At 36.4% G+C, this 22,273-nt stretch carries 27 protein-coding genes; 9 read left to right on the top strand and 18 right to left on the bottom strand.

What is annotated here, in order from left to right; all coding sequences use genetic code 11:
• Positions 1-4 precede the first annotated feature (4 nt).
• A complete protein-coding gene (locus M899_RS04320) occupies positions 5-859 on the top strand; it encodes a DMT family transporter (RefSeq protein ID WP_021270308.1) in 855 nt (284 codons plus the stop codon).
• Positions 860-887: 28 nt separating this feature from the next.
• Here M899_RS04320 and slyD read toward each other — a convergent pair whose 3' ends face one another.
• The 6 genes from slyD to M899_RS04290 all read right to left on the bottom strand — a co-directional run bounded on the left by slyD (position 888) and on the right by M899_RS04290 (position 4,057).
• Positions 888-1,370, bottom strand: coding sequence for a peptidylprolyl isomerase (slyD, locus tag M899_RS04315; RefSeq protein ID WP_021270297.1), 483 nt, complete (start codon positions 1,368-1,370; stop codon positions 888-890).
• 132 nt (positions 1,371-1,502) lie between these two features.
• Positions 1,503-1,835, bottom strand: coding sequence for an acylphosphatase (locus tag M899_RS04310; RefSeq protein WP_021270252.1), 333 nt, complete (start codon positions 1,833-1,835; stop codon positions 1,503-1,505).
• Positions 1,836-1,844: 9 nt separating this feature from the next.
• A complete protein-coding gene (gene thpR / locus M899_RS04305) occupies positions 1,845-2,381 on the bottom strand; it encodes an RNA 2',3'-cyclic phosphodiesterase (RefSeq protein ID WP_021270165.1) in 537 nt (178 codons plus the stop codon).
• A gap of 67 nt (positions 2,382-2,448) precedes the next feature.
• Positions 2,449-2,814, bottom strand: coding sequence for a hypothetical protein (locus M899_RS04300; protein WP_021270239.1), 366 nt, complete (start codon positions 2,812-2,814; stop codon positions 2,449-2,451).
• Between the two features lie 107 nt (positions 2,815-2,921).
• Entirely contained in the window at positions 2,922-3,158 is a 237-nt protein-coding gene (locus M899_RS04295; protein ID WP_021270298.1) for a hypothetical protein, read from the bottom strand.
• Between the two features lie 50 nt (positions 3,159-3,208).
• The gene (locus tag M899_RS04290) at positions 3,209-4,057 is read right to left on the bottom strand and encodes a zinc metalloprotease HtpX (protein WP_021270232.1); all 849 of its coding nucleotides are present in this window, start codon (positions 4,055-4,057) and stop codon (positions 3,209-3,211) included.
• Positions 4,058-4,096: 39 nt separating this feature from the next.
• On the opposite strand from M899_RS04290, the gene M899_RS04285 reads away from it, so the two are divergent.
• From M899_RS04285 to M899_RS04275, 3 genes are read left to right on the top strand one after another with little or no spacing between them, the layout of a single operon-like run.
• Positions 4,097-5,110 carry an ABC transporter ATP-binding protein gene (locus M899_RS04285; RefSeq protein ID WP_021270233.1) on the top strand — a complete coding sequence of 338 codons (1,014 nt, stop codon included), beginning with the start codon at positions 4,097-4,099 and terminating at the stop codon, positions 5,108-5,110.
• Positions 5,110-5,907: an ABC transporter permease gene (locus M899_RS04280; protein ID WP_021270278.1), complete on the top strand. Its 798-nt coding sequence runs from the start codon at positions 5,110-5,112 to the stop codon at positions 5,905-5,907. The genes M899_RS04285 and M899_RS04280 overlap by 1 nt, the downstream gene beginning before the upstream one ends.
• Positions 5,908-5,923: 16 nt before the next feature.
• Complete coding sequence (locus tag M899_RS04275; protein ID WP_021270188.1) at positions 5,924-6,715, top strand: ABC transporter permease; 792 nt, start codon at positions 5,924-5,926, stop codon at positions 6,713-6,715.
• Here the strand turns inward: M899_RS04275 and M899_RS04270 are convergent.
• Positions 6,712-7,602 (bottom strand): RsmB/NOP family class I SAM-dependent RNA methyltransferase, encoded by an 891-nt coding sequence (locus tag M899_RS04270; protein ID WP_021270267.1) that lies wholly within the window; start codon positions 7,600-7,602, stop codon positions 6,712-6,714. The two genes, M899_RS04275 and M899_RS04270, sit on opposite strands and share 4 nt — an antisense overlap.
• Before the next feature lie 157 nt (positions 7,603-7,759).
• Here M899_RS04270 and M899_RS04265 point away from each other — a divergent pair, with 157 nt between their 5' ends.
• Positions 7,760-8,515, top strand: coding sequence for a hypothetical protein (locus M899_RS04265; protein WP_021270200.1), 756 nt, complete (start codon positions 7,760-7,762; stop codon positions 8,513-8,515).
• Between the two features lie 11 nt (positions 8,516-8,526).
• Positions 8,527-9,999, top strand: a complete 1,473-nt coding sequence (locus tag M899_RS04260; RefSeq protein ID WP_021270180.1) for a hypothetical protein — start codon at positions 8,527-8,529, stop codon at positions 9,997-9,999.
• Here the strand turns inward: M899_RS04260 and M899_RS04255 are convergent.
• Positions 9,994-10,362, bottom strand: coding sequence for a response regulator (locus M899_RS04255; RefSeq protein WP_021270187.1), 369 nt, complete (start codon positions 10,360-10,362; stop codon positions 9,994-9,996). The two genes, M899_RS04260 and M899_RS04255, sit on opposite strands and share 6 nt — an antisense overlap.
• A 170-nt stretch (positions 10,363-10,532) precedes the next feature.
• Here M899_RS04255 and M899_RS04250 point away from each other — a divergent pair, with 170 nt between their 5' ends.
• Complete coding sequence (locus tag M899_RS04250; RefSeq protein ID WP_021270291.1) at positions 10,533-10,913, top strand: hypothetical protein; 381 nt, start codon at positions 10,533-10,535, stop codon at positions 10,911-10,913.
• A gap of 6 nt (positions 10,914-10,919) precedes the next feature.
• Here M899_RS04250 and M899_RS04245 read toward each other — a convergent pair whose 3' ends face one another.
• Positions 10,920-11,582 carry an SDR family oxidoreductase gene (locus tag M899_RS04245; protein WP_021270201.1) on the bottom strand — a complete coding sequence of 221 codons (663 nt, stop codon included), beginning with the start codon at positions 11,580-11,582 and terminating at the stop codon, positions 10,920-10,922.
• Positions 11,579-12,256 carry a TetR/AcrR family transcriptional regulator gene (locus M899_RS17480; RefSeq protein WP_021270293.1) on the bottom strand — a complete coding sequence of 226 codons (678 nt, stop codon included), beginning with the start codon at positions 12,254-12,256 and terminating at the stop codon, positions 11,579-11,581. Before M899_RS17480 ends, M899_RS04245 begins: the two co-directional genes overlap by 4 nt.
• A 146-nt stretch (positions 12,257-12,402) precedes the next feature.
• Between M899_RS17480 and truA the strand changes: the two genes are divergently transcribed.
• Together truA and M899_RS04230 are read left to right on the top strand one after the other, a co-directional pair.
• On the top strand, positions 12,403-13,212 hold the full coding sequence (gene truA / locus M899_RS04235) for a tRNA pseudouridine(38-40) synthase TruA (protein WP_021270300.1): 810 nt from the start codon (positions 12,403-12,405) through the stop codon (positions 13,210-13,212).
• A 90-nt stretch (positions 13,213-13,302) separates the two neighbouring features.
• Positions 13,303-14,022: an Hpt domain-containing protein gene (locus M899_RS04230; RefSeq protein ID WP_021270193.1), complete on the top strand. Its 720-nt coding sequence runs from the start codon at positions 13,303-13,305 to the stop codon at positions 14,020-14,022.
• Here the strand turns inward: M899_RS04230 and M899_RS04225 are convergent.
• Genes M899_RS04225 through M899_RS17475 form a run of 8 tightly spaced genes read right to left on the bottom strand, consistent with a single transcriptional unit; the run spans position 14,019 to position 22,193 of the window.
• Positions 14,019-14,777 carry a class I SAM-dependent methyltransferase gene (locus M899_RS04225; RefSeq protein WP_021270214.1) on the bottom strand — a complete coding sequence of 253 codons (759 nt, stop codon included), beginning with the start codon at positions 14,775-14,777 and terminating at the stop codon, positions 14,019-14,021. The genes M899_RS04230 and M899_RS04225 overlap by 4 nt on opposite strands.
• Positions 14,755-15,894: a 23S rRNA (uracil(1939)-C(5))-methyltransferase RlmD gene (gene rlmD, locus M899_RS04220; protein ID WP_034727835.1), complete on the bottom strand. Its 1,140-nt coding sequence runs from the start codon at positions 15,892-15,894 to the stop codon at positions 14,755-14,757. The genes M899_RS04225 and rlmD overlap by 23 nt, the downstream gene beginning before the upstream one ends.
• A gap of 1 nt (position 15,895) precedes the next feature.
• Complete coding sequence (locus tag M899_RS04215) at positions 15,896-17,128, bottom strand: CobW family GTP-binding protein (RefSeq protein WP_021270213.1); 1,233 nt, start codon at positions 17,126-17,128, stop codon at positions 15,896-15,898.
• Entirely contained in the window at positions 17,125-17,706 is a 582-nt protein-coding gene (gene msrA / locus M899_RS04210) for a peptide-methionine (S)-S-oxide reductase MsrA (RefSeq protein WP_021270192.1), read from the bottom strand. Before msrA ends, M899_RS04215 begins: the two co-directional genes overlap by 4 nt.
• 18 nt (positions 17,707-17,724) lie before the next feature.
• Complete coding sequence (locus M899_RS04205; RefSeq protein WP_021270230.1) at positions 17,725-19,245, bottom strand: hypothetical protein; 1,521 nt, start codon at positions 19,243-19,245, stop codon at positions 17,725-17,727.
• The gene (locus M899_RS04200) at positions 19,242-20,156 is read right to left on the bottom strand and encodes a YhjD/YihY/BrkB family envelope integrity protein (protein WP_081653719.1); all 915 of its coding nucleotides are present in this window, start codon (positions 20,154-20,156) and stop codon (positions 19,242-19,244) included. The genes M899_RS04205 and M899_RS04200 overlap by 4 nt, the downstream gene beginning before the upstream one ends.
• Positions 20,157-20,202: 46 nt before the next feature.
• Positions 20,203-21,216, bottom strand: a complete 1,014-nt coding sequence (locus tag M899_RS04195) for a D-alanine--D-alanine ligase family protein (RefSeq protein WP_021270236.1) — start codon at positions 21,214-21,216, stop codon at positions 20,203-20,205.
• Positions 21,213-22,193 (bottom strand): putative zinc-binding metallopeptidase, encoded by a 981-nt coding sequence (locus M899_RS17475; RefSeq protein ID WP_021270304.1) that lies wholly within the window; start codon positions 22,191-22,193, stop codon positions 21,213-21,215. Before M899_RS17475 ends, M899_RS04195 begins: the two co-directional genes overlap by 4 nt.
• Positions 22,194-22,273 lie beyond the last annotated feature (80 nt).

Below are 22,273 nucleotides of genomic sequence, written 5' to 3'. Positions count from 1 at the left end.
TAACTTGCGCTTAGCACTACTTATTACAGCAACATTAATTTGGGGTCTGGGTTTCGTTGGAACTCGCTGGACCTTAGAATCCTACTCTCCTCTATGGTCAAACTCACTACGCTATATTTTTGCAGGTCTACTTTGCATTCCCTATATTGCACTCAAGGGAACGATTAAAGACAAGAAAGGTCCTCTTATTTGTTCGGCCCTTCTTTTTTTGGCCCTCCAGCTTCAAACGATGGGCATAGCACAGACGACACTGGCAAAAAGTGGTTTTCTCACTGTATTCTATTCAATCTTCACACCTATACTCACGCTCTTTCTATACGGACAACGTTTCAGAATTGGTTATTGGATTCTTCTATCTGTGGCGATGTTAGGGATTTTCTTATTATGCGATTTTGAATTTTCAAATTTTAATGCAGGAGATTGGCTAACTCTTCTTTCGGCCCTCTTCTTTTCATTGCATATCTTGGCCGTTGATAAATTTGCTAAAGATCTTCCCGCTGTGGAATTCAATTTATTACAATGTCTTTATATGGGTATATTAGGTTTTATAGTTGGACTTGCCTTTGAAGGACCAATTTCACTCGCGCCATTATCAACGTTTGCTTTTCCTTCTCCTCTGCTTGGATTTTTAGTTCTTTCAGTATTCTCATCAATTATTGCTTTTAGCTTCCAAGTCTATGCTCAGCAAGGAACGCCTCCACATATTGTAAGTCTAGCTTTTTTGATGGAGTCCATTTTTGCGGCCATTTTTGGTTATCTGTTCTTTGCTGAAAAACTTACGACAATGGCAATGATTGGATGTGCACTAGTGCTTGTGAGCGTGGCCCTAATTCCAAAGATGACAAGATTCGAGAAATAAAAAAGGCCAGCAAAGCTGGCCATTTTTTTTAGTGGTGGTGTCCGTGCGGACCATGAACGTGACCGTGAGCAATTTCTTCTTCCGAAGCTTCTCTAATCTCAGCAACTTCTACTGCAAATGTAAGTCTTACACCAGCTAGTTCGTGGTTACCGTTAATTGTAACGTGCTCATCAGTAATTTCATCAACTTTAACAACCATTGGCCCAAAGTTGCTATCGATATGGAATTTCATTCCAAGTTCAAGATTTGGGAATTGTTGGAATTGTTCACGTGGAATATTTTGAACTAGACCTTCGTCGTATTCACCGTAAGCATCTTTTGCTTCGATAGATACAGAAAATTTATCGCCTACGTTTTTTCCTTCCATTTCTTTTTCTAGACCAGGAATAATATTTCCGTGCCCTTGAAGATAATAAAGTGGATCTCTTCCTTCAGAAGAATCTAAAACTTCTCCACCATCATTTGTTAGTTTGTAGTGCATTGCTACAACTTTGTTTTTAGCAATAGTCATAAATATTCCTTCGCAAAAATTATTTGTTACTCCTAAACTATGCCAGTTCATAGAAAAAGCCTAGTAGAACTTGGCCAAATTAGGCAAAAATGATTGATTTCTTCAGAAAATATTGAAGATTACTCGGTGAGTCTATAGATAGAATTCGACTCCTGGTGTCCATTTTTTACTATCAACATTTTCAGTTGTTACTTCGTGTTGAGTATAGGGAAAGTAATCACAAGGGATAATCTCTTCTACCTTTGAGCCCCATGAATTTAACTTCTCTAAACCAAGTAGTGCACCCTTGAGCTCTTCAATGGATTTTGCTTCACCTTCAACGGAACAGGCCACTTCACTGTGATTGTCTCTATTATTTGTAGCTCCCCCTAAAAGTCCTCTTCTGAGAAGGCCACGTACAAATGTTTGACGAAACATTATGGCCTGAACTTTGCCGTGAACTAAAAAGCTTTCTTTAATAATCATAGAAACTCCCTAATAAAGTTCAAAGGTTCTTAGTTTTGTATATGTCGGACCTTCTGAAGATAATTTAGATTCGTAGAGATGAAAGTGAGTGATCTCAAATTGCTCAGTTGAAAATAAAGAGTTTTCCATCGTAAAGTTGACCAAATCTTCATAGTGAGTTTCTTTAAGCCTTGCAATGGTCACATGTGGGACAAATTTTCTTTTTTCGATTGAAAAGCCATTTTTATCTAGAAGAGATTCCACTTCACTTTGCAATTCTTGAAGGGCCAATGATTTTTCGACGTTCACCCAAAGAACTCGAGGAGCCGTGCGAGAGCCAAAATGACCGACATCATAAAGTCTTAAAGAAAAGTAGTCTGTTTGTATTTCTTCCAAAACATCAATGAGTTCGTCAACACGATCATTTTCAACCTCACCAAGAAATTGAAGAGTAAGATGTAAATTTCTCTCATCTACCCATCTTGCACCAGGGATTGGAGTTTTTAAATTAATCAAATTTGAACTGATTGGCCTTGGAATTTCAAGGGCCACAAATAATCTTCTCATAAGAATATGTTAGACCCGTAAATTCATTTTTCAAGGTAAAAGCACAAATAATAAGAAGAAAATGAAATTAGGCCTTTGATGAAGAATCGAGAAGATTTTTTATACGCGCTAGTTCCTCTTTCGAAAGAACAATAGGCAATAGAATTTTTTGTAGGCCTTCAAGTTTAAAATGAATGGCCATTTGAAGGGCCTTTTTACCGATAAGTTTCGGAATTTGAACAAATGAGATGTGAATAATATTTAGTGCCGCCACTAATGGAACAACGGCTTTATCTTGACTATCAAAATTTTTCACTAGGGTTAATGATGAAGGTAGAGATGCTACGGCCTTTTCAATCTGCTCTTTTTGAACAGAAAAATGGTTTGAATTTTCAATTCCAAGAGCAGGAATAATCATAGAAAGGGCAAATAGTACAAATAGGAACTTCTTCATTTTAGGTATCCTCCCAGTAAGAATATTGTAAGAGAAATAGGGGCCCAATAGTGATAAGTGTGAAGAAACTACAGGGGCCGTTGGCCGCTGGAGCATACTAAGAGTGACTATTTTTTAGACACTTTATTAGAAAGAATTGAATTGATGATGTTTTGCTCCAAACTTTCAGTATGTTGGGTTTGCTCTTTTCGTCTAAGGATCATCAACTCATCAAGACGCGACAAAGTATCACGAGAAGATTGGCACTTAGGGCATATAAGCAAGTGAAATGACAGATTCACCCTTTGCCAAATTCCAAGTTTTTCTTCATGCCACAGAAGTTTTACAGCATCACGACACTTCATATTCACCTCTATGGCCTTAGTGTGTGAAGTTTCAATAATGTGACACTATTTTAGTGGGACAAGGCCATTAGACGTTGAATGCGCTGTTTTGGTAGAGGATGAGTATCAAGGAGAGAATTTTTTCGACCAAAATTATAAGGAAACATCAGACCAACAACCCAATGGTTCATAGAGTTAAGCTTTGAGAGGGCCAGCGCCAGACCTTCAGGATCTTCAGTTAAATTAACGGCCATAAGATCGGCTGCGTATTCCCTATTTCGCATAAGCGCCAAAATTACCAATCTTAAAATTGAAGGGACTATGAGAATCGCTAAAAGAAATGACGTTGAAAGATTAAAGCTGCCCATTAAATAGAAAGGTAAAAAGAAAATAATTGAAATATGAACAAGAGTACTTAAAAAGGCCACAAAGGCATAAAGACCTTGCACAATTTTTAAATAGGTCGCGTCTTTATGAATGATGTGTGACAGTTCGTGAGCAATAACTCCTTTTATTTCTCTCTTATCCATTCGTGCAATGAGGCCTGCTGAGATGGCCAAAATGGGACCTTCCTTTGTTTCAGTGGTAAAGGCATTAGGAACTTTAGTGTTCAGAATATAAAGTTCAGGAGAGCTTTCAAGCCCGGCCTTTGCGCTTAAAAAATCGACGACGCCAAATAGCCATGGAACATCTTCATACTTCAAAAGAACACCGTTATGAATTTTAAGTAAGAACTTTGAAGACTGTTTGGCGTGTAGAGAAAAAACTGTAGGAATGATTAATGCAAACAATGCACTAACAAGGTCTTCTAATGCAACATAAGCAAAAGTAAAACTGAGTAAAGCAAGAATCAAAAACAACAAGGTGTCTTTAATATTTAAAATAAGCATGTAATCTTGCCACTTCTTACGATTTAACATAATTTAATTATACCTTAAAACTCTTAGAAGATGTGAATAATGATAGAAGCCATAAACCTTTCAAAATCCTTTACTAGCTACAAGAAACAAGATGGAATCACAGGAACATTAAAATCTTTTTTCCATCGCGTACCCATAAAAAAAAGTGCTGTTAATCAATTTAATCTCTCCATAAAAAAGGGAGAGATCATTGGACTTCTTGGTCCAAATGGTGCCGGAAAAACGACACTTATGAAAATGTTCACAGGTATCATTGTTCCTTCAGAAGGTGAACTTTTAGTGAATGGTCATAGACCATCAGAGAGAAGCAAAGAATTTAGGAAAAAAATTGCTTTGGTTATGGGGCAAAAATCTCAGTTATGGTGGGATATTCCGGCCATGGATTCATTCTCACTTCTGCAAAAATATTATGAGATTCCAGAAAAAGAATTTCGCGAAAAAGTCGAATATATGTCAACTTTGTTGGGCGTTAAAGACCTTCTTCATGTTCATGTGCGCAAACTCTCACTCGGAGAGAGGATGAAACTGGAATTGATGGCCAGTCTTCTCCATTCACCTGAAATTATATTCTTAGATGAACCCACAATTGGTCTCGATTTAGTGGCCCAAGAAAATATCAGAAATTTCATTAAGGAATATCACAGAAAAAATAATATCACGATTATTCTGACATCTCACTATATGGCGGATGTACAGGCCTTGTGTGATCGCCTTGTCCTAATTTTCAAAGGAACAAAAGGTTATGACGGCCCGTTAAATGATTTTGAGAAAATTCTTGGGACGAAAAAAAGTGTTTACTTTACTTTCAAAGATAAAACAATTCACGATGACTCATACTGGAATGAATTAGACTCCACATGGAATGAAGACAGAACTGAAGTTGAAATCAAACTTGATGAACAACAACTAAGAAATGTCTCTAGTGAAATCTTGGCAAAATTTCCTGTGATTGAATTTCACACCGAGAAAATGCCAATTGAAAAAGTGATGAAAACGCTTATGGCAAATCCTGATATTATTTTAGATCATTCGTCACAAGAGGGAGAAAAATAATGGCGAATCTTCTTAAGTGGTGGCAAACCATGCGTATCAGTTGGTCTAGATACACTGCCTATCGTTTAAACTTTTTTTTACAAGTTATTGGCCCGGCCATTGTTTTTTTCTTTATAAAATATAGTCTTTGGTCAGCGATCTTTTCGCAAGAGCCCCACAAGGTTATTCAGGGTTATGATTTCCAAGGGATGATTAATTATCACGTGTGGACTCTTATCGTAGGTCTCGTGGCCCAAGGGCATACGGCAATGAATTTATCAGAAGATATTAGATTGGGAAGAATTTCGACTTATTTAATCTACCCTTTTAACTTTTGGGAATTTCACACGGCAAGTTTTTTTAGTTTTCAAATTCTACAGTTTTGTATAGCCCTCATTTCATTGGGTATATTGTTGGCCATTGGAGTGATATCTTCTCTTACACTCTCTACGCTTTGTATTGGTTTTCTTTTTTGTTTCTATGTCAGTCTATTCTGGTATCTCTTGCAATATCTCACAGGAATTCTAGGTTTTTGGTTAGAAGAAACTTGGATGCTCAGAGTAATCTTACAGATTGTGGCCGGTTTTCTTTCGGGAGCAATTATTCCGCTAGAGCTCTATCCTCAAAAGTTTGTTGCTTTTTTAAATTACACTCCATTTCCCTATCTGACTTACTACCCTGTTAAGGTTTTTAGTGGCGACTATTCTCATTTGATGCAGGCCTTTTTGGTTATAGCTTTTTGGATAGGAATTACATTCGTTTTAAATCACCTTGTTTGGAAAAAAGGGATAAAAAACTATACAGCAGCGGGAATGTAGGACGGGAATATATTAAATGAATACTATTAAACATTATCTTAGCGTCTATCGAAAATTTATAGAGACAAGTTTTGCTGAGGCCGCGAGTTTTAGATTAAATTTTGTGCTCTTAATCCTTATGGACATCGTCTTCTATATCAGTGCACTGGCCACAGTGAGCTTCATCTATGATCACGTGAGTATGATTGGTCCATGGAATAAGGCCCAACTGATGTTCTTCGTGTCATTCATGCTTGCAGTAGATCATCTGCATATGGTTATTCTAAGTGAAAGTTTTTGGATGCTCTCCACTGATATTAGAACAGGAAATCTAGATTACACTTTATTAAAACCCGTTCACTCAATATTCATTGTCTTCTTCAGATATTTCAGGGCCTCAAGTACATTGAATATTTTTGTAACATGGGCGACACTTATTTATTTTGGATTACAGGCGAATTTGACGACACTGTCTTGGATAAGCTTACCCTTTCTTGTAATACTCGCCTTTATCCTACTGGCCATCTTAGAAATTATGATCTCAACGAGTATGTTCTGGCTTACGGAAGGGCTTGGAATTAATTTTCTAAGAATGCAGTTACAGCAAGTTTCTCGCTGGCCGGACTATATTTATCAAAGAACAATCAAAAAGGTATTTACCATCGCTTTTCCAATTTTAGTCATTGGTTCTGCTCCAGTAAGATTTCTTTATGACAATAAACTATATGAAAATATTCTTTTACTTATTGGCGCCATTATTATCTTCTATTTCTTACTCTTAAAACTTTGGGATATAGCTTTAAGAAGATATGATTCGGCCTCAAGTTAATTTTTTTGTATTCGACTCACAAATAATGGGCCAAATCCACATTTATCAGGAAGAAAGAGGACGCCATACTTAGTCCTCTCTCCTTTTTCATACATCTCACCTTCAAGAGGTAGGAATTTAAAATTTTCACCTTTTTTCTTTTCTAGTTTTTCAAGCACACCATCGTTTTCAAAAGGAGAAATACTGCAAGTTGAATAAACCATCTCACCACCAGACTTTAAGGCGAGAAGGGCCGAACATACGAGCCCAAATTGCAAGCCCGCAAGACGCTTAGTTCTTTTTTCTGACCATTTTTCAACTTCACTTGGAGCTTGAATAATATGCTTTTCACCAGAACAAGGCGCATCGACTAAGATAGCATCAAAATGATCTTTCATCTGTAGCCCATACTGAAGGCCATCAATACCTTTAACAGTAATGGCCTCTCTCAATCGATCTGGAATATACTCGCGAATTACGGATTTGAGGCGATCCCTTCTATTTCGTGAAACTTCATTGCAAAAAAGCTCTCCTTTGCCATTCATCGTTTCAAAAAGAATTAGAGTCTTTCCGCCTGGTGCTGCACACATATCAAGTACGACACCTTCATCAGCAATATTCAATGATCTGGCGACAATCACACTTGCGGGATCCATAGGATAAAAATAACGAAGGCCATTTTCATCGAGCTTGCGATCAAAAGAATCGTCATATGAAGAATTCTTTACAAAGCAGTCCTTAAGCCACGACAACTGCTCAAGTCCTTTAGGAGTGGGGAAATCTACCCAAATATTCTTACGTAGAGTTTTCATATCATTAGCGGCCAATGCCGACTTCAAGTCATCCCAGCGAGTTCCATAATACTCTCTAAAGAAATCCTCAAAACCCTCTTGTCCTTTTTTCGCCACGATAGCTCCCTTATATTTTAAAAAGAATTTTATTTACAAAAGTCTATGAAATTCCGTCATCGTAAGAATCCTTTAACATATATTCAAAATTACTGTAGGCCCATTAGGGTAAAATTTCAATAATTTCGACGAATTCACGACCAGAAGGAGTATTATCATGGGTGCGCTATCAATGGATGAACTAGACAGACTAACCCCTTTTTACATCAATACTAAGTACAAAGGAATGAACGGCAGACTCTATGCAACGAAGGAAGACTGCGTCTTCACCGAACATTCAAAAATAATTCATCAGATCCCTTTTAAATTTATCAAAAATATTTCAATGCCTCGTATCCCCAAAGGAAATGAAGAGCATGGAACTATTGAGCTTGCTGATGACAAGACAACTTATAGTTATGCCATAGATGATGACTTAACAAGTGCGGAGGAAGTTTACTTTTATCTCAAAGGAAAACTTCTAGGAAAAAAACAAATCGATAGCTTTTTGAAGGATATTGTTGATTTGAAAGATATTGAATGTAAAAAAATGTTTCCACCTTCAATCATTGCCCGTTTTCTCACATTGCCAAATTTGCTTTACCCTGGAGAAAGAATACAGGCGGCCTTACAAGGGCGCTATTGCCCTAGTTTTTCTAAACACACATATGGAGTTCTCACGGTAACAGACAAAAGAATTTTCTTCTTCGATTATGCAGGAATGGTGACCAGAGACTTAGAGAGAAGTGAATTTAAAAGCTTGCGCATAATAAATAGCTTCAATAATTTTTCAGATGGCCACGGAAGAAAAACCTACAGCGTGGAGTTCAATGACAGTGATTTTATTGTCAGTGTTAGAACTAGTAGACACATTAAAATTGAGATGTTTTACAAAGTCTTAGAGCCTAATAAAAAACTTGATGAATCTTTTTAAAGTTGAGTTCCATGAAAGAAAAATGGACCGCGAATCTTCTATACAGATTCACGCCCCTAATCATATTGTTTTTTGCCATAAGCTTTGGCGTATTCTTTATCATTTCAAATAATGGAAGTGATAATAATGCCGTAATTGGGATCAATGCCACAAGTAGGATTCTCAACGGCTTCTTTGGGGCCCTTTTGACCTCCATGGCGCTCATAATTACTCTAACATCAAACCTCTACACCCCAAGGCTTGCGAAAATTTTTGTAGAACATCCTTTAACAATTCTTGGCATGGGTTTTATTCTTCTCGCGAATCTCACCATTATATTAGGGGGGCTCGTTCCACATCACAATATTTGGTCTAAGGTTTTGTATGTTACCTCATTTATTTTTTGTATTCTGGCAGTGGGTGGAATTATTCCTTATTTGTACTACGTTAGCCAATTTATAAAGCCAACTTTCTTTTTACCCATTTTAAGAAAACAAATTATTTCACGATTATCTATTATAAGAGACAAGAAAGTGGACTACGATTATAAGTCGAGTACCTTTCACAGCTTTGAAGTCCTCTCTAACATGGCCTATACGGCCGCCCAGCGAAATGACAAAGGACTCTTGCTTCTTGTTCTAAGCGAGTCTTACGAGGTCGTCACTCACCTTATTCATAATTACAACAATGAGAAAAGTACATGGCGTCTTTATGAGCCTTTCTTTGTCCCTGGAATGACTCAAGAAGCACGATTCTATCTCGAAAAAGAAAAAGATTGGCCAGAGGCCTATTTTATTGGAAGGCTTACAAAAATTCTCAATGGGCTTTCCAGTAATCAAAATGATGTCATTCCTTTTTATTGTGAAAAAATACTTGAAACACTAGATGAGGCCATCGAACAAAAAAGAGATAATGTTGTCGAGTTGCATCTTATGACCCTCAATGCTCTTTTTAGAAATGCCATCGATCAAGAAAATTATGAAAAAATCCAGACCTTAAGTTACTACTATCGGCTTGCCATTGAGCTTATTCCGACGGACGGCCAGCATATACATTTTGCAACCAGAAGCTTTTTACATTATGCCCAAATCGCTTCTAAAAAACATCAAACTGTCGCCTTAGAGAGCATGCTCTTTGATCTAGGGCGAATTGTTCTGTACTTTTCTTATGAAGGTGAAGATATTGCGACGAGTTTTTTAAAAGATGCAATTCTTCCCAATATGGACACGACGTTTTTTGAATCCAAAGTTGGGCCTATTTATTTCAAAACAATGACTAAGGCCTACTGGGAGGCCCTCTCTCGTAAGAAAGAAGATCTTGCGGCCCTGTTATTTAGTGAGTTTATAAAAAATGAAGATCATCTAAAAGCTTCAACAAGAGAGCTTCTATGTTACAAAAGAGAAATGCATTGGGAACTCAATGATCGCCTTTTAAGCTTTTCTCATATGAGTGAAGGGGCCACGAAACTAGCTTCTAACTATTTTAAAATGAAAAAAGCTTCATGACAAAATCAGCTCTTTGAGTTCATTAAAATCGATAGGCTTGTCTAAAAAACCTGCTGCTCCTAGACCCCTGGCCCTGTCTACAAGAGCTTCGTTTTTAAGTCCTGATATGATATAGACCTTTTGTTTTAAGTCATTAAGTTTTATCTCTCTAAGAAGTTCTAATCCATCCATATCAGGCATGCTGATATCACTAATAACTAATTCAAAATCTTCTGGACTTGCTCCTTTAATGAAATTCAGAGCATCAATACTTGAGGAGAAGAAAATAAACTTCACTTCTCCCTTTTTAATTTCTTTTTTAAACTTGATATTGAATAAGGGAAACATATCTGTTTCATCATCAACAAGCAGAATATTTCTCATAGCAACCTCTTGGACACTTCATCTTATTATCCAATTAATTGATATTAAGTGGGCCTAAATTTGTAATTTATGGAAATTTCAGAGTTCTAAATTTCTCGTTCTCAATTTTTTCTTCATTTTTAGAGCAAAACCATTTAAAGTGCCTGTGAATATGGTCTTTAGGAGGATTTGTGGACGAGTTTATTGAAAAAATTATGAAAACACTTGAAGGGCATGGTTTTCCATCAAAGAAGGTTTCGCTGCCCGTTGAAAAGATGTACGAAGCGGCAGATAACAGAGGACTCAATTTTAATAAGGTTCTCGATCAGATGAAAGAAATTCATCAAATCAATGCCGATATTCAAGTTGAAAAAATCATTTTCTCGAAAGAACTTGCCCAGCAAGAACAAGCAGGCCCATTCGCAAATCCCGATCTTATGAAACAGGCCCAAGAAATGATGGGAAAAATGAGTACTGAAGAACTACAACAGATGCAACAAATGTTTCAAAATATGAGTGAAGACGAAAAGGCCGAACTTATGAGAAAAGGCCGAGAACTCGGCCTTATCTAAATCAATCTACCATGGAAGCTTTTGACCATTACTGTGCCAGAAGCTTCCACTATTTTCTAAATCTAATCCATCAATAACTTTAGTTAAACCACAGGCCGCTTCCTCTGGAGTAATTTCTCCATGAAAATCAGTCATGCGTGTTTTAACGTATCCAGGATGAAGAATACCAACACTGATACCTTTTCCTTTCAAGTCTACAGCAAGAGATCTTGTAAAAGCATTAAGGCCTGCTTTTGACATTCTATAGCCATAATATGACCCTGAAGTATTGTCCTCAAGAGAACCCATTCGTGAAGACATCATCAAAAGTTTTGAACCTGACTTTAACTTAGATAAAAAACTCATTGTAACTTTCAATGGCGCTAATGTGTTTACCTGAAATTGTTTTTCAATTGTTTCAAGATTCATATCGCCTAGAGTTTCATTTAAAAAGACTCCTGCATTATTAATCAAAATATCAATCTTTTCATTTGGGATTTGAGCTACAGCTAATGCAATAGACTTTTCATCTGTTACATCAATACCACTAATAACCTGGGCCCCAATCTCTTTGGCCTCATCTGTTTCTGTGCGACAAATAATATATACTTCATCATTGCGTTCGCGATAAATTTTCGCCAGCTCTAGACCAATCCCTCTATTTCCACCAGTGATTACAACTGTGCTCATGAATTCTCCTGTAAAAAGTTTGTCCACAAGCATTTTAGAATGTAATGGATATCTTCTTCAAGGTTTAAAACAAGAACTGATCTTTCTTCTGCTGAGAGAATTGTTAAGTCTCCTCTAGGGGGATACGAAGTGTAGTGACAGCCTAGGACAACGGCGTAACAGCGCATGATGAGCTTTTCGCATTTAACCATATCGCGACCTGATATCTTTGAAATTTCGCCAGCGACTGATTTTACCCCATCGATGATCATATTTTTATGATCGCGAATCAAGTCTTCAGATAGTCCTCTTTGGAAAACCATTCTTTTCATTGAAGCGAGTTTCAAAAATTGCTCGTTCTCAAGGACCGGTCTTGAAAAGCACACTGCAAAGTCTTTGGCCTCACGAACTCCAGTGTCTCTTAATTCATGACAAATTTCTTCGAACCAATTTTTAAAATAGACATCAAGGGCATAAAGGAAAATCTCCTCCTTAGTCTTGAAGTATAAGTAAATGGTTCCCTTGGCCACTGAACTGGATTTCGCAATTCGGTCAACGGAAGGTAGTTCTCCACCCTGTTCTTCAAAAAGTAGATTTAAGGCGGTTTCTACAATTTTCTTCTTCTTTTCATTTTTTTCGCTGGCCGTACGTGAGCGCCTTCTCACCTTTGAGGCATCAGCATTGAGTGGTTTCATATTGTTCAACCTCCAAAAAAGTTCGAACTTAAACAAATAACATTCTAGTGACCATTAGTCATCAAAAACAAGTAATGAAGTAACTGACCGAAAATTCAAGATGGACACTTGGCCAGATAGTATAAAAAGTGCCATAATTTCCCGTCATGGCACGCGGAAAATACCACTATTTAATAAAGCTTCAATATGACGGCCACAACTATCATGGCTGGCAAAAGCAGAAGTACTTCCCCACCATTCAAGGAGTTCTTGAAGAGACATTATTGCGCTTTATAGAAACAGATATTTTTACTTTTGGGGCCTCTAGAACAGATAGTGGTGTTCATGCCCTTGCCCAATATTTCAAACTAAGTCTTAATGAGAAATGGAATCCAGAAGAGCTAAAACAAAAATGGCAGGAAGAATTGCCAAAAGAAATTGAATTGCTTGAAGTTTGTTTCATTGATCCAAGATTTAAAGTGGCCTTAAGTGTAATAGAAAAAGAATATCGCTATTACTTCACAAGTGGCCGCGACAATAATGCCACACTCATTACTCAACATGCAGTTCACTTCCAAGAAGAGCTCAATTATGAAGAAATGAATCTTGCCATTAAAGAATTTATTGGCGTTCATAGCTTTCACAACTTTCAATACAGAAGTGACACCAAGAGCGGTTACACTCGTGAAATCTTTCATGCCGAAATTCTCCGTAATGTTTCACACCCCTTTCATCCAGAAATTTATGTTGATGCATTTGTCTTTAGAGGCAATGGTTTTTTGAAGCAAATGGTACGTCTGATGGTGGGAACACTGATTAATATTGGGATTGGCACGAATGATAGGCATAATATTTCTGAATCTTTTCAACCTCAATCTAATCTTAAGCTCGGTTTTATCGTTCCATCCTATGGATTATTCTTAGAAAAAATTGTTTATCCTAATTATGTCTATCAAAAAATTAATAAATCCCCATAAAGTTAAAGGAAAAATATTCCGTGATGGTTATCATATAGTTGAATGTTCTAAATCATTGTACAAATAAAATTAGCCTGATAAGGAAACAAAATGGGAAACGATAATTGTTTTGATGAAAAGCTCATAAGCGAATTCATCGTAGATGCAATCGACATACTGGACGAAATGGAACAGCTTTGTCTAAAGATCTCTAGTGGTGAGATCTTATATAAAGATGCCAAACGTCTCCTATTTCAAAAGGCACACTCTTTAAAGGGTGCATCAGGCATGTTTGGCTACAAAGAAGTAGAAGCATGGATGCACAAAATTGAACAAACTCTATCTAATGATGAAGATGAGATCAACGAACTTCAACTGGACAATTTTTTTCAGGTTTTTGATCATTCGAGAGACTCATTTCTACCAAAAGAAAAAAACTCAGTTGAAATCACAGAAGAAATTGAAAAAGAGGTTCAAGTTCTTGAGAAGCTCCTTCTCATCGGCCAAAACCCACTTATAAACGAATTAGAAAATACTTTTGAACAATTTGATATTATTCGCTGCCAATCTATTAGTGAGGCCATCTCATTGTTAGAAAGTGAAAAAATAAAAGCAATTATTACGGCGCCTAAATCAACAAGAGGAACTAATTTCATTCAACTTAGAGAATATTTTCTAACCAGAAAGAAAATTCCAACACTCTTATTGGATAAGAATAAAGACTATTTGAATCTGTTAGAAGAAGACCATTTTAAGGCCGCTTCTACGAGTAAAGATGATGAATTGAAAGCTCTTATTAGCGAATTTATTCGCACTGTTGAACAGGATTAGTTTTTAAAAATAAAACAAAAACGTGATGCTTCTTGATTCTTATGCGCAGACTTAAATTTCTCAATCTCCTTTTCTCTCATTGCATAAACATCAGACAAATAATTAGCTTTAAAGTCAATTTCCATTGCTTTTAAAAGATTATCGTTCTTTGACCAATAATCTCTATCGTCTTCTGTAAAGTCGAAGGTTTGAACATTGAATTTTTTAATTAATTCAAAAAAATCAATCCTCTCCTCTTCATTGGTAAAACTGCAAAAGAGAATAAACTCACCATTCTCATTTAATGCGTTTAGGATGCGCTTTATGAGACGTTCTTTTTTTTGAATATGATAGAACGAATCAACACAGTAGATAAGATCAAACTGTTTTGATTCAAAATTGATTTTGCCTAGATCATTTTTAAAAAAATGAACATTGCGCGGATGCTTTTTAGGAATAAAGCCAGAATAATCAATCCCAATGAGCTTTTCGCAATTATTCAATTGCCCCACTTCACAAGCAAGACCACCTGGACCGTGACCTAATTCTAAAACTATAAGTTTTTCTTTATTAGTGATATTTTGAAAAAAGAAATCTCTTTGAGTAGGACTTAGCATATTGAAGGTACATGATGTTGTTCCATGAAGCTTTAAACAATAATCCAAAAAGACTTTGGAATCTTCAATCTTAGTATAAAGCTTAAAAAAGAGGTCCGGACCATATGAGGACCAAAATATTGGGCCAATTGTTTTATTAAGAAATTTTCTCAAACTCACCAAGGACCTCCAGATGAGAAGAATATGGGAACATGTCGAATGGACGTATCCACTTTAGCCTATACCCTTTTAGCAAATTCCTATCAGATTGAAATGTCTTAGGATTACAACTTGAGTAAAAAATCCTCTCTGGGGAAAGGTCTTGGATTAAGCGTACAACATCCTCACCTAGGCCTCGTCGAGGAGGATTTACAATAATAGTATTATACTGACCTTTTTGATTTCGAAGATAGGTAAAAGCATCTTCTGCTACAAATTGAGTGTTATTTGAATTATTCAATTCACAAGCGTAATTAGCACATTCAATAGCAATTGATGAAAGTTCCACTCCTACGACAGATTGACTTTTACTGGCCACGTGAAAAGAAAATCCACCAACCCCACAGAAAAGATCAAGAACTCGCTCACTGTCTGTAATATGTTGTTGAACTTCGTAATAGAGTTTTTCTGCAATCTGGCTCGTCACTTGAAAGAAGCTTTGAGTAGAAACAGGCAACCAAAGATCGTTCATTTTATTGAGTACAAAATGATTTTCAGTAAGAAAAATCTCTTCATCACCCTCATGACTTGCCATCGGTTTTGGCTGAATGTTGCAAGAAACGACTTTAAGAGATGAATTGAGTACCATCATCTCACCGACGGCCTTTTTAAGCCTGTCCAAGGCCTCTTTACTGCGTAAAACAAAGCGATAATACATTTCACCGGTAGATTCTGATTTATAGGCAATAAAGTATTTTAATTCACCAGTTCTTTTATGAATATCGTAGGGAGTTAGAGAATATTTAATAATCATTTCTTTGATCGTTGGAAGAACTTCATTGATGCCATCTATATGCAAAGGACAGTCTAAAAGTTCATTAGTTTGCCAACGATCTTCAGGCGCAGGTATGCCAAGTATAGGTTGAGATACTGTTCCACTGACAACAAGTCGGGCCTTATTTCGCGATTTAAAGGGATCTTGCAAAAAAATAGCAGGCCTAACTTCAACCTCAGACAAGTCCCCTATTTCCTTTTTTAAATTTTCAACTTTTATGGCAATATAATCGTTCACACGCTCATTTAAGTGAGTGCACGATTGACATTGTTTAAGATTAAAATAATTACAAGTGTTTTTCATCTTAGGCCATACAGTTTAGTAAACCTGCATGGAGAGCATCTCCATTCAAGTCTTTCCCAATGAATACAATCTTATTTGAGAGCTCCGTCTTACCAGAGATTTCTTCGAATGTAAAAGTTGAAAAGACTCCTTGAAAAAGGATAGTACGTCCATCATCAAGGTTAATAAAGCCTTTTGATCGATATAGACGAGGTCCATATTGAAATAAAATATAATTTATGAACATTTGAAATTTTTCTAAACTCATTTTTCCATTTAGTTCAAAACTTCTAGATGTGAGTGCTGCTTGAAAACGTACTGAAGAATTAAAATACTTCCTCTCAATAACTGAGGCCTTCAAACATTCAAATTTTGTAAAATTATGAATTAGACAAAGATGATCGCCATCTTCAAATTCTGGATGAGGAATTTCTCCCGCTTGTCCCATGCTATATAGAATATCCAGATCACATTCATTACCATTTGAATACATGGCCATTTTTGAGGCAAATAAAGAAACGGCCTCTTTAATATTATTGTCCATTTCTTTGGCCGCATACGTATAGCAAAAACGACCTGCACTTAATGCCTTGAAGGCAAATGGTTTTGAAGGATCAAAAACGATCATCTCATTGAAACCATAGCTCCCTTCAAGACGACTGAGTATATCTATTCCTTGGGATAGATATTCTTTTTCTATGTCTATAAGATTTTCATCTAAGACCATTTCTATAAGTGGATTTTGCTCCTTAATAAAATTTAGAGTTTGATCACTACCAACGCTCTTTGTGAGATAGCAATAATTGGCCATCGCAACTTGAGCGGCCATAAGAGAAATACCATCTTGATCGTTATTTTTAAGACATGATAGAAAGGAAGATTCATCAAATACATTGACAACTGATTTTAGGGTAAAGTTTTTATTAAAGTATTCACTTCCAAGAATCGTTTCAATTATAGGTCCAGGCTCAGCAACTCCAGTGGCCTCAATGAATATGTGCTCGACCTCTTGTGCTTTATCAGAAATATCTTTTAGATTTACAATAATATCCCCTCGCATACTACAGCACAAACAACCAGAACTCATATCAAAGACAAGACTTTCATCATTGAGAATTTCTTCGTCAATATTAACTTCGCCAAATTCATTTTCGATAATGGCCACTTTCTTATCTAATCTTGAAACAAGTTTTTTGATTAGTGTTGTCTTTCCTGAGCCAAGAAACCCCACAACAAGGTTAACGTCCACACTCATTTCTTGTCTCCCCAAATTCGTTGAATATACTGATCACGTCCGGAATTAAATCTGTAAAACTTATAGCGAACAGGACTCTTCTTATAGAAGTCTTGATGATATTCTTCTGCCTCGAAAAAATCAGTTGCAGCAACTATTTCCGTGATTATTTTCGCCCCAAAAACATTCTTCTTTTCTAAATCATCTCTTGATTTAATGGCAACTTTCTTTTGCTCATCTGAATAATAAAAAATGGCCGTTCTATATTGACTTCCAATATCTACAAATTGCTTGTCTTTCGTTGTTGGATCAATATTATGCCAAAAAATATCAAGTAATTTTTCATAACTCACTTTTGTCGGGTCGTACTTAACACGAACGACTTCAGCATGACCACTACTGCCATTGGAGACATCTTTGTAAGTTGGATTCTTTTGATGACCACCCATGTAGCCAGAAGTCGTCTCCAAAACTCCTTCTATTTTATCAAATGGCGGTTCCATACACCAAAAACATCCGCCAGCAAAAGTAGCATATTCAAAGGCATAGGATTGAAGACCAAGAAAGAGAAAAACAAATATCGAGTAAATCAATTTCATTATTGCCTCCTAAATATACTATTTAAAGGCCCCATAGTTTAGATAGCTCGAAATCTTAATCTGGTCACTATTTCTGTAAGAAGAAAGGAAAATCTCACGACGAACATAATCATCAGAAATATTATTTTTACAACATAAGTCTATAAACGCATCATCCTCTAATACCTCAACATGACCATCAAAGATCACCATATCAAGAATAAAGCTCAATCCTCTTTTAACATCATCAACATTCATTGTACTACTTAGCTTTAACAGATCATTTTTAATTTTTTGTTGCCAAGGTACTGGTGCTTCTTTTTTTGTCATATAAAGACAAAATGACAGAAGTAATTCATCGTCAATTTCTTCATCCCAAGCAAATTTTTTGCTGAGTTGATGTTCTTGATATTTCTTTAAAATATCAAATCGATCTTCAGTTTCAGTCAAACTCATCACATATAGAGCGCGTTGAAATGTATGTACGCCCTCTTTAATTATAAAGTCATTAATTTTTGTTAGCAGAGCTTTATTAGTTCCAAGAATTTGATGCTTTAGCACTACAAAACGACACAATAATAAGACACTCAATTCTTTTTGAGTTGTCTCAAGGCCTTCCAAAAGTTCAAAAAGTCTGCATGCAATTGTGTACTCTTTTTCGTGAATAACCCCATCTGCACATGCCATAGTGAGGGCAAAGTACAGACAAAAACTAATAACACTTGGATCTTCATTTTTTAATATATCGTGAATACCCATGCCCGAATACTGACGAACAACTTGCATCGAATGAACTGAGATGGATAACTCTTTCATGACAAATTCAAAAAACGCTGTCTCTTTCTTTGATATCTCACCATCGCAAGTGACTACTGTTGAACAAATGGCCATAATCTTCTCTTTTTGGCCCTCGGTAAAGTCTAATTCTTTATTTGCATAATCGAGATAGAGCATGAGATCTTTAGAAACTCTTCTTTGCAGTGAAGTCGTCTCCAATGTGGCAAAAAAAGCTCTTTCATCTTTATCAATACTGCCACCAGACAAGATGGCAAACATTGTCATAAGAAAATAGTCAGTTTGTCTGATATTTGCTCTTTTTGGATATTTATAAAGAAGTACTTCTTCTTTAATCTGTTTGATTCTTTTTTCAGATAGGCCTAGACCACGAGAATACTCATTTAAGAGCTTTATTCGCCATGAATTATATGATTCATCTACGAGCAGGATCTCGCAAACATCAGTGAATATTTTTTCTTTTTTTTCAGAAGTGACTTCTTTATTGATATAGAAAAGAACTGTTTCAAAATGAATATAACTATCAAGTGAATTTCTATTTGCGACAAAGAAGTGATCATTCGCATATTTGATCAAGGCCAATGAATCGGCCTCCACACATGTTCTAAATTTAGGATACTCACTCACACCATTTTTAAAAAGTGTACCATTACTTAAAAGAATATCTTCTTTATAGCTCTTCTCTCTTAAATACTTTTCACGGGCCTCTAAAGGGATTTTCAACGCATGGAAGGCCATATCCCAAACAAGATGATCAATATTCATTTCTTCTTCCTTGATTTTGCGCCTTTTTTCTTACCTACATAGGCAACACTCGCACCATAAAATAGTGAACACATTAGGTAATAAACCCAAAGTAAAATAACGATAAAATTATAAAAATGACCATGTTCGGCAACGAGGTCATCTTTAAAATATGTTAAATAGATCCAATAAAATGATTTGCCGATAAGAAAACACAACATGAATGTTGCTGCTCCAAAAAAAGCATCGGTGTATTTCACTTCTATTGATGCACTAAGCTTATAAAAGAATGTGAAAAAAACTAATGTTACAAATGAAGCAAAAATATTGGATTCAATAATTGTGGTAAACGGCCCATTACCAAAACCCGCCTCAACAATATACTCCACAAGAATTTGTCTTTGCGAAAGAATCAAAAGTAAGACGAGAAAGATAGCGACACAAAAGCCGACTAATGCTGATTTAACATCATCTCTAAACAGGCCTCCATCTGGGTCTACTTTGCTAATGGTATTGATTCCGAAAACAAAAGTTGTACTGACACCCATACAAGTCACTGCCAAAAATAGCACTTGGACAAAATTGCTCCCCTTGGGACCAAGCTGGGCCTCGACGAGTCCTTCAATATTTCTCAAAATCCAAGGATCTACTTTGGGAAAGGAAAGATGAATACCATTCATCACAAAATCTCTGGCCATTGAGTTGTCGTGAAACAAATATCCTAGCAATGAGATAAGCAGTAATACGAGCGGGCCAAAACTTAATATTGTAAAGAAGGTTGAAGCACCGGCCACAACCTCACCTTTCCTTTTTTTGAAAAGAACAAGTCCATTAAATAAGCGCAACGTTGTTGTGCGCATGAACTCTACACTTTGATTTTCAATTTGTTCGCCAAATTGGTTGAGTTTAGCAACTGATTTCATAAGCAACATATCGGAATTATAAGAGGTTGCCTTAGTTGAAAAACATTTTACTCAATTACTTAAGTCTTTGAAATCCTGCACGTAATAATTTGCTGATCAAACCACTATAGTTAATTTCTTGGTGATTGGCCGATAAGGCATACTCATCATGGATTCCAATATTAGGATTGGTGTTTACTTCTAAAATTGAGCAAACCCCTTTTTCATCCATTCGTAAATCAATTCTGGCATGACCATCAAGACCTAAAACGGTATAGGCCTTCAAGCACATCTTTTGTATCGCCTTAACTTCGCTAGCGGATAATTTTGCAACATCTGTGCGAATACCTAACTTTTTACGATGCTTTTCATTAAACTTCGCCCTGTTGGTATAAAATTCTTTCTCAGGATTTTCACTATTATCAAAGAATAACTCCCAAACAGGTAGAGTCACGGCCTTTTTCCCTGGAATAATACCCACAAAGAATTCTCGTCCTGCAATGAATTCCTCTATGATCGCATCATCTCCAATACTCTCATGAATAAACTGAACTCTTTGGCGCAGCTTCTCTTCACTGACTACAACTGAGCTTTGTCCAATTCCTTTTGATGCTTCTTCATGTAAACACTTAACGATACAAGGATAGGTTAAGCGTTGGCCAATTTGATAATCTTTATCCTTTTTTTGAATAACTTGAAACTGAGGTGTTCTCAACTTGTGATGAGCTAATATTTTTTTAGTAAGTGATTTATCTCTACCGATCATTAAGCTCTTTGAAGAACATCCCGTGTAAGCAATATTCATCATCTCTAATAAAGCGACAACGTGAGCGTCTTTATTCACGTCACCTGCGTATTCTTCTAATAAATTGAAAACAATATCTGGCCCAAAAGATTTAAGTGTCTCAATTAGCTCTTCTAAATTTTTATAAAGTCCAAAAACAAGGACATCGTGGCCAAGATTTTCCAAGGTAGAGATAACGTCAAACTCTGTTGACCAATCTTCGAATTCTTTATTTTTTATAGTAGGAGCATTTTCGGGCGGGATTAGAAGAGGGTGTACGAGAACTAGGATTTTATTTTTTTTCACATGGGTACCTTATGCCATCCATAATCGATTAAGGTCTTTGCCTTCATGGCCAAACCTGCAACAAGAATTTCCTTAGTCTTCTCTTGTGACTTAGAAAGGACGAGCTCATTAACAAAAGAAGTTTCCTCCATTCTGCGCATGAGGGCCACAAGCTCCGAATTTCGTAGTGCCGTTTGGGCTGCTACTTTTTTTACAATTTCTTGGCGTTCGGCCTTTAAAAATTCACTTGCCTTTATATTATCGGCGCGAAATGAATTCTTTGCAAATGTACTTAGAAGAACCTTGCCAAAATTGCCTCTTAGGTGATTTTTTCTCTCAGTATTCTTACTGTTAATATACTGAGAAAGTGTTCTCGTATCTTTTTCAATAGCATCCACTCGTAAAAACTTCTTTTTCACAGGGCGCTGATGGCGCAGACCACTCATTGCCTGATCCATATATCTAAGCTTTTGCAGGGCCTTTCCACGATAGTTACTTCTCCATCGCCTATCAGTTAGCCAAACTGCAAAAGTTTCAGCAAAATCTTCATCAGGATGAGATTGAGCGTAGCCACCACCTAAATAGTTTACAAATTCATGAGAAGTAGTTTGAGCAAAATATGAAGTTGGATAGCTCAATGTCGACTGTCCAAAGAGTTTCTGTCTCACTGAGCACTTTCTTAAATCGAATGCATTATCTAAGGCATGACCCATTTCATGGCGTAAAATTTTAAGGGCCTCTGATGAGTTCTTCCCTTCAACAATGCCTGTTTTCTGAAAAATATATTGAGTTAAATCAGCACTGACGAGATAGAAAGGGATGGCAATACCAATTGTGCCATCCAAACAATACCAATCATCACTAACCCAAAGCTTGGGTTCGAAGTCTACTCCTCTGGCCCACAACTCTCCTAAGACAATTGCCAAGCAAGCACTTATCCAGTGCTGACTAGGATCAAATGAAAATTGATTGAGTGGAGTGCTTCCCTTGAAATTCATGTTCTTCCCTTAGCACATATTGATTTTTTTTCACTAGAATCTGTAAATCCTACAATGAAAAACCAATATCTAAAGCATAG

This window comes from Bacteriovorax sp. BSW11_IV (genome assembly GCF_000447755.1).
In the GTDB taxonomy this organism is placed as follows: Bacteria; Bdellovibrionota; Bacteriovoracia; order Bacteriovoracales; family Bacteriovoracaceae; genus BSW11-IV.
This window is presented reverse-complemented; position numbering and strand designations above follow the sequence as displayed.